The organism is Candidatus Pelagibacter communis, assembly GCF_001179945.1.
Lineage (GTDB): Bacteria > Pseudomonadota > Alphaproteobacteria > Pelagibacterales > Pelagibacteraceae > Pelagilacustribacter > Pelagilacustribacter ubique_A.
Map to the genome: position 1 here is coordinate 1 of NZ_CVSG01000090.1, position 7673 is coordinate 7673.

Here is a 7673-nt window from a genome sequence, read left to right on the forward strand (position 1 = left end):
TATTCATTGGAGCAATAGCAGGGGTATTAATGTACTTCTCAACAAAACTATTGTTTAAAATGAAAATTGATGACGTAGTTGGAGCCATCCCAGCACACTTAGTAGCTGGAGTATGGGGTACATTAGCAGTGCCATTAACAAATGGAGATGTTACTTTCGGAGCACAGTTCTTAGGAACTATCTCTGTTGTTGTATTCGTATTCATAGTCTCACTAATTGTTTTCCAAATAATCAAAAATACAGTTGGATTAAGAATTAGTAAAGAAGCTGAAAGACTAGGAACTGACAAAGCAGAAGTCGGTGTTATAGCTTACGGTATAAGAGACTAATTAAAAGTTCCCTCCCTCGTTAGTTGGGAAAAATTATAAGGCCTGGTTCGGTTCCCCCGTCCAGGCCTTATTTATTTTACAAACCTCGTATGCATTAAATTCATGCTTCAAAACTCTTAAATTTGATATCAAGGCATCAAAAAAAGGGGGAAACATGAAAAAATTAACTTTCATTTTATTAGGTTGTATTTCTGCTTTAATAATTAGCTCTCAAAGTTACGCAGAAACTACAATGTCACAAGAAGGACAATATATTTTTAACTCACTAGGATTTTATTTGGGTGGAGTGCTAGTTGCTTTCATGGCAGCAGGTTTCTGTATGTTAGAGAGTGGATTAGTGACTACAAAAAGTGTATCGACAATTGCCGCGAAAAATATAGGTAAATTCGCTATATGCTCGCTCGTATTCTTTTTAGTAGGTTACAATTTAGCTTACGGAGTGCCAGAGGGTGGTTACGTAGGCTCATTTACTATTTGGACAGACTCATCTGATGCTGAAACTGGTTATTCAGGATATTCTGACTGGTTCTTTCAAACAATGTTCGTTTGTGCAACAGCTTCTATTGTATCAGGAGCAGTAGCAGAGAGAATTAAGATCTGGCCATTCTTCATTTTTGCAGCTGTCATGGCAGGAATTATCTATCCAATTTCTATGGGATGGCAATGGGGAGGCGGTTGGTTAGCTAGTGGTGGCTTTTCAGATTTTGCTGGATCAACCCTTGTTCATGGGTGTGGAGGTGCAGCAGCACTAGCAGGAGTGATCGTATTAGGTGCGAGAGAAGGAAGATTTGGTAGAAAGGGTGAAAAGAAATCTATGCAACCTTTTGCTGCTTCAAGTATTCCTTTAGTAACTTTAGGAACATTTTTACTATGGTTTGGTTGGTTCGGATTTAATGGATTCAGCCAATTAGCTATGGGAACTTTTGATGACGTAAATGCAATTTCAAAAATTGCAGTTAATACTCATTTAGCAGGAGCCGCAGGTACTTTTACTGGAGCCGCAATTACAAGACTAATCGGAGGAAAAACTGACATCGTGATGATGCTTAACGGTGCATTAGCTGGACTAGTAGCTATTACAGCAGAACCTTTAACGCCTGGTCCAATTACAGCTATGTTTATTGGTTCTATTGGAGCAATAATAATGTATTTCGGTACAAAAATGTTAGAGAGTTACGGTTTAGATGATGTAGTTGGAGCAATTCCAGTACACATGTTTGCAGGAATTTTTGGTACATTAGTAGTTCCACTTACAAATCCAGATACATCTTTTGGTACTCAATTCATAGGTACTGCTTCTGTATGTATCTTTAGCTTTGGATTATCTTGGGCAACATTTACGATACTTAAATCAACAGTTGGTTTAAGAATTAGTAAGGCTGCTGAGAAATTAGGAACTGACAAAGCCGAAGTAGGCGTAACAGCTTATTCTATAAGAGATTAACATAATTTATAAAAGGCTCGAGAAATCGGGCCTTTTACTAACTGTTTTCTTCCCAAATTTTCTCCCAATCTACGTTTGGCGATAGTCCAAAAATAGAGTTAATATTAGTAAAATGCACTGCCAGAGACGGTATCGGCGAAATACATAATTCTTTCTTATAAATTTCATGAAGAGGTTTTTCAAAAGGGGCGTGTTCTTTTTTACACATACTTAAATATTTTTCCCAATATTTTTCTATAATTTTTTTACTTGTAAGAAAAGTACATAGAGACTCACCCACTTTTCTCCAATGATAATTTTTTCCCAAAAAATTTTGAGTTAATTCTGCTTTAGCATACAAATACGGATAGTCAGTAGGACATATAATTATTTCTTTATTTAATTGAGAAGCTAGTCTCTCATATGTAAATATCATTTCACTGATTGAATCCTTTTTGTGCAGATAATCATCTTCAACAAAGTAAATTAAATCCTCCGATTTCTTAGCCTCCAAAAGCGACTGATTGATATTAGCCATATTTGACATTTGATTTGATGAAACTTTTTGTCCACGATCATTTACTTTTTGAATTTCATCTTCAAAATTTGAAACATCTAAGTTTATCAATTCATAATCTGTTTTAAAACTTTGAAATATGTTCTTAATTTTTTCTAAATTTGATCGCGATGAGTTATGATCAATCACTTTGAAATTAATTTTAATTTTCTCAAGCTGTGAATTATTTTTAATTGAATTTAAAATAGAACGTGTTGTTCTTAACGTATATTCAATTTTTTCTTTTTCAAAAAGTCTTTTTTTATTTTGCGTTAACATATTTACACTAGCACAAGTTCGCATAATTATATCTAAAGCTTTGACCGGCCTTGTTATTTTTACTATTCCAAGAGGAAGACTGATTGAACTTTTTCCGATCGTGCTGATTTCTTCATTAATCTTTTTATCAAGTGTTATGATTTCAAAAGTATTTTGATCAATAATCTCAAAGCCAAATTTTCTAAAAATTTTAATAAAAATTCTTTTTAAAAAACTGTTTTTTTTTGAATTTTTAATGTTTTTCATACTGGTAAAATATATATAATAGTTTAAATGTTTGATCTATGAGTATTAAATCTTCACAACAGCTGGTGCAAGAAGCTAATGAAAACATTGAGACATTAAGTGCTAATGAAGTAAAAGATCTAGTTGAAAAAAACGAGGTTTCTTTAATAGATGTAAGAGACATAAGAGAGCTTTGGAAAGAGGGTACAATTGAAAATTCAAAACATATACCAAGAGGCATGTTAGAATTTTGGCTTGATCCTAATAGTTCATACTATCAAGAGAATAAAATAAAAGATTTGAAAAAAATAGTTCTGTTCTGTGCTTTAGGTTTTAGATCAGCACTAGCAACTAAAGCTCTTAATGATATGGGTTTTAAAAATGTTGCTAATGCTAGCGGTGGATTTGATGCATTAAAAAACGCAGGACTTAAAGTTATTCCAAAAGAAAAAAAATAATTTATTTACTTGCTTCTTTTAAAACAAACTCAATTCTATCTTGACCCCAAAAAATTTTGTTATTTGAGACAAATGTAGGTGCACCAAAAACACCTTTTTCATAGGCTTCGCTTGTGCATTTTTTTAAGCTGTCTTTAATTGATGAGGATGTAGCTCTTAAAGCGAAAGTTTTAGGATTCACATTTAGGTTTTTTAATACCTTCTGTATAATTACGTCATCATTCATATTTAATCCATCTTGCCATATAGCATCAAAAATATTATCTATGTAATAACTCTTATAATTATCCTCTTCAGCTACAAAAACTCCACGCATCAAGTTTAAACTTCTTATTGGAAAATAAGAATTAAATTTAAATTTAACATTATTTCTTTCTGCAATTAATTTACAATCTCTTATCATATGTTTAGCTTTTGCGGGTATAAAAGCGGGAGCTTTTATGCCATGTAGATTGTGTAAACCACCAAGCAAAATTGGTTTGTATCTAACTTTGATTGAAGCTTTGTTCTCAATTTTTTTAATCTCTTTGTGCGCAAGAAAAGAATAAGGACTTACAAAGTCAAAATAAAAATCAAATGGTTTAATCATTAAAGCTAATTTTTTTAGCAAAAAATATTCTTATAAACCAATAAAACATTAGACCTACAGGACCTGTAAAATAAGTCAAAATTAGAGATGGTATTGTTAAAATTCTTGGAATGAGATGTCTTTTAGAATCTCTTACAATCCATGCTCCGGCAAACAAACTAATCGCAAGGAAATGCAGCCAAAAAATTAATAATAGAGTTTCATTTGCAAACATTGAATAAAGTCCATCTAGACCACTATATAGTTCAAAACCATCAAAAATATTATTTTCTAAGTACAGATTATAAGAAAAAAAAGTATAGCAGATTGCTAAAAGTAATGGTGCAACGATTGATTGAGCAAGAAAATTTGTTAAACCATGATTAGGAATAAATATTAATAATAACCAAAAAGGTATTACACCCCAATTTGCTACTAAATAAATAGTTTCAGAATTTATTAATTCTATTAGATTATTTATCATTTAAAATAATATAGTATATATACATAATGAATCCCACATCAAATAAAAGTGATTTTGAGGATCTAACTACAAATTTAAAAGATTTAGCATATTCTTACTTGGAGAAATATAGTCCTTCAAAACAACAACTCAAAGTCTATTTGCTTAAGAAGTATTTAACAAAAATAAAAGGTACTAAATCGAAAAAAGAAGTTACCTCAATAATTGATCAAATAATTTCTAACTTAGAAAAAAATAAGTTTTTGAATGATGAAATGTATGCTGACTCAAAAGCCAGGATGTTTTTAAGAAGAGGTTATTCATTAAACAAGATAAATCAGTCCTTAAGAAATAAGGGAATTCAAGATGAGTATGTTAAAAAAAGTATTGATAAAATAAAAGAAAATGAAATTGAACCTGATTTTGTCTCCGCCTTGAAGCTTTGTAAAAGAAGAAGAATAGGACCTTTAAGGCCTGAAAGTAATCGAGAATTATTTTATAAAAAAGATATGGGAATTTTGGCTAGAGGAGGATTTAGTTTTGATCTTTCAAAAAGAGTTTTAGATCTTGATGTGGTAGAGTTTAATAAATTAATCAAGCTTATCTAATTTTCGTTTTTTTTCTTCCTCTACTAAAATTTCAAGCTTTTTTCTCAAAGCATTTCTTACAAGTATAAAAAATAAGACTCCAAAAAAAGTTACAGACAGAATAATTATTAAAATAGTTTTAATCATTTAAATTTTTTGAACGTTTTATCAAAAGACTTGGATTCCTATAATCCTCTTTGCCGTACAGAAAAGGCTTTTCGTCTAATGTTTTTATTATGGCTCCTGCATTTTGAGCAACGGCATGTCCAGCAGCATAATCCCATTCATTGGCTCTCTCTCGAGCAGCATAAATGTCATATTCACCTGTTGCTATTACACAAAATTTATAAGAGCTAGCCATCTTGACAATTGAGGTGACATTGTACTCTTTAAGTTTATTCAAAATTATATCAGACGGCTTTACTACACTTGACAATGCAACTATCTGATCCTTGGGTTGTTTTTTTTTACAACTTATTTTTTTTGTCTTATTATCTTCTATTAGATAGCTTTCTCCTAGACCGTAAGTAAAAAATAGTCTATTTTTTTTAGGAACTCCTACAAGCCCAACAACAGGCACTGTATCGATTACAAGAGCTGCATTCAATGTATATTCATCTTTACCAGCAATGTACTCTTTTGTTCCATCTATTGGATCTATAAGCCAAAAAATTTTTGATTTATTTTTTTTACTTAAATCAACTGTCTCTTCTGAAACAATCGGAATATTTGGTGTTAATTTTAAAATATTTTTTGTTATTAAATCATTTACTCTTAAGTCTCCGTTGCTGACTGGAGATTTGTCATCTTTAATTTCAATTTTTAAGCCTTCTTTGAATATTCTAATTGATTCTTTCCCTGCAAAGTCAAAAGTTTCAATTAATCCTTCAGCTATTTTTTTTAACTCTTCTTTATTCATTTTCTATTTTTTCTAACTTTACATTATTGATATTTATTACTTTTTTGCCAAAATTTTCAAAATTTACTGTAACTTTATTTCCCGCAATTGACTGAACTTGACCTATGCCCCACTCTTTATTTGCAGGATTTTCGACATAATCACCTGGTTCAAAATCAATATGCATTATGGAAAAAAATTAATAAATATACTATACACATTAAAATATGAATTCTCTAGGAATTAATAAAGCAAAAAAAGAAACTAAGGTTGTTGTCGCAATGTCGGGAGGAGTTGACTCTTCTGTTGTAGCAGCACTGATGAAAGAAGAAGGATATGATGTTACAGGAATAACTCTAAAACTTTATGATGATGCAAAAAAAACAAAAGAGGGACGACAATGTTGCGCAGGTCAAGATATTATGGATGCAAAAAGAGTATCAGAAAAAATAAATATCAATCATGAAATCTTATATTATCAAAAAAAATTTAAAAAAGAAGTAATCGACTCTTTTATAGATAGTTATTCATCAGGTGAAACCCCAATACCATGTGTTCAATGTAATCAAACAGTTAAATTTAGGGATCTTTTTAAATATGCCAAAGATTTAGGAGCAGATGCATTAATTACTGGTCATTATGTTTCAAGAGTTCAAAAAAATGGGCATGCAAACATGTATAGAGCTAAAGATTATAATAGAGATCAAAGTTACTTTTTGTTTAATACCACTCAGGAACAACTTGATTACTTAAGATTTCCATTAGGTCAAATTGATAAATCTGAAACAAGAAACATAGCAAAAAAACTTGATTTAAACGTTGCAGATAAACCAGACAGTCAAGACATCTGCTTCGTTCCTAATGGTGACTATAGTTCTGTAATTAAAAAATATAGACCAGAGTCTTTTCAAAAAGGAAAGATCATCGATTTAAATGGAAATCAAATTGGTGATCATGAAGGAATTATTAATTATACTATAGGACAAAGAAAAGGTATTAAAATTTCAAATAAAGAACCTCTTTACGTAGTAAATATTGATGCAGAAAATAATACTATTGTAGTTGGCCATAAAGAAAATTTAGAAATTACAGAAATTCAATTAAGAGACTTAAATATTTTGGCCTCCCAAAAAGAGTTCAAAGAAATTATAAAAATTAAAGTGAGATCAACTGGCAGACTTTTAAACGCAAAAATAAATTTCTCAAATGATTACGTTAGAGTACATATTATTGATAAAGAAACAGGAATTTCTCCAGGACAAGCTTGTGTTTTTTACTCTAAGGATGAAATTGGGGATAAGGTTTTAGGAGGTGGTTGGATTCATAAGACATACAATAATTATTTATCCACGAAGTTAACAAGGTAAAATAAAACACGCATTAAGTGTTTAATTAAATACATTCTCTATGGTTATATATTCTTAATTAAGAGGCAACTCTTAACTGGCCATTTAGGGAAAAACCGAGAGGTTCAAGCTTAAAGGGCAGAAAGGTGAACCTAGTAGCGCTAGAATAGTTCATCGGGAAGGCTTGGCGGTAGCGCCTAAAACGACGAGCCAAAACTACTAAATTTCTGGGCGAAAGCCTAGAAATTTATGTGGTTATTTATCTTTTTAATGTTATCTATCATTAAAAGGAAATCATTTGAGAAAAATAGTAATTATCCTAAAATTTATTATTAAAATAATTTCACAAAATTCATTTTTGAATAAAGCCGTAAGAATAGCGTTTCATAAATTTTACAAGAATAAAGGCAATTTTTTCTATTATGAAAACAATAAATTGTCTTTTTTAGTCCACAGAAATGAGACAATATCGAATTCAATATTTTTGGATGGAGAATTTGAATTTTCAAAATTTGCAAAATCATTGAAATTAATTAAAAAA

General features: G+C 30.6%; 10 protein-coding genes and 1 pseudogene. 5 read left to right on the plus strand and 6 right to left on the minus strand.

The window, feature by feature from the left end:
* Positions 1–329 (plus strand): annotated as a pseudogene (locus AMN78_RS03830) (ammonium transporter); the annotation flags it as partial.
* Between the two features lie 154 nt (positions 330–483).
* Entirely contained in the window at positions 484–1773 is a 1290-nt protein-coding gene (locus tag AMN78_RS03835; protein ID WP_075534257.1) for an ammonium transporter family protein, read from the plus strand.
* A gap of 37 nt (positions 1774–1810) precedes the next feature.
* On the opposite strand, the gene AMN78_RS03840 is transcribed toward AMN78_RS03835, so the two are convergent.
* A complete protein-coding gene (locus tag AMN78_RS03840; RefSeq protein WP_075534258.1) occupies positions 1811–2833 on the minus strand; it encodes a glycosyltransferase group 2 in 1023 nt (340 codons plus the stop codon).
* 38 nt (positions 2834–2871) lie between these two features.
* Between AMN78_RS03840 and AMN78_RS03845 the strand changes: the two genes are divergently transcribed.
* Positions 2872–3270: a rhodanese-like domain-containing protein gene (locus AMN78_RS03845; RefSeq protein WP_075534259.1), complete on the plus strand. Its 399-nt coding sequence runs from the start codon at positions 2872–2874 to the stop codon at positions 3268–3270.
* Between the two features lies 1 nt (position 3271).
* Here the strand turns inward: AMN78_RS03845 and AMN78_RS03850 are convergent, their stop codons facing one another.
* Positions 3272–3859, minus strand: coding sequence for a 2-hydroxychromene-2-carboxylate isomerase (locus AMN78_RS03850; protein ID WP_075534265.1), 588 nt, complete (start codon positions 3857–3859; stop codon positions 3272–3274).
* Positions 3852–4322, minus strand: coding sequence for an ABA4-like family protein (locus AMN78_RS03855; protein WP_075534260.1), 471 nt, complete (start codon positions 4320–4322; stop codon positions 3852–3854). The genes AMN78_RS03850 and AMN78_RS03855 overlap by 8 nt, the downstream gene beginning before the upstream one ends.
* Positions 4323–4348: 26 nt before the next feature.
* Between AMN78_RS03855 and AMN78_RS03860 the strand changes: the two genes are divergently transcribed.
* The gene (locus AMN78_RS03860; protein ID WP_075534261.1) at positions 4349–4909 is read left to right on the plus strand and encodes a regulatory protein RecX; all 561 of its coding nucleotides are present in this window, start codon (positions 4349–4351) and stop codon (positions 4907–4909) included.
* Here AMN78_RS03860 and AMN78_RS04210 read toward each other — a convergent pair.
* Genes AMN78_RS04210 through AMN78_RS03870 form a run of 3 tightly spaced genes read right to left on the minus strand, consistent with a single transcriptional unit; the run spans position 4892 to position 5973 of the window.
* The gene (locus tag AMN78_RS04210) at positions 4892–5035 is read right to left on the minus strand and encodes a hypothetical protein (RefSeq protein ID WP_179850613.1); all 144 of its coding nucleotides are present in this window, start codon (positions 5033–5035) and stop codon (positions 4892–4894) included. The genes AMN78_RS03860 and AMN78_RS04210 overlap by 18 nt on opposite strands.
* Entirely contained in the window at positions 5028–5807 is a 780-nt protein-coding gene (locus AMN78_RS03865) for a 3'(2'),5'-bisphosphate nucleotidase CysQ (protein ID WP_075534262.1), read from the minus strand. Before AMN78_RS03865 ends, AMN78_RS04210 begins: the two co-directional genes overlap by 8 nt.
* A complete protein-coding gene (locus AMN78_RS03870; RefSeq protein ID WP_075534263.1) occupies positions 5800–5973 on the minus strand; it encodes a DUF3553 domain-containing protein in 174 nt (57 codons plus the stop codon). The genes AMN78_RS03865 and AMN78_RS03870 overlap by 8 nt, the downstream gene beginning before the upstream one ends.
* Before the next feature lie 40 nt (positions 5974–6013).
* On the opposite strand from AMN78_RS03870, the gene mnmA reads away from it, so the two are divergent.
* Positions 6014–7153, plus strand: coding sequence for a tRNA 2-thiouridine(34) synthase MnmA (mnmA, locus tag AMN78_RS03875; protein WP_075534264.1), 1140 nt, complete (start codon positions 6014–6016; stop codon positions 7151–7153).
* Positions 7154–7673: the final 520 nt, after the last annotated feature.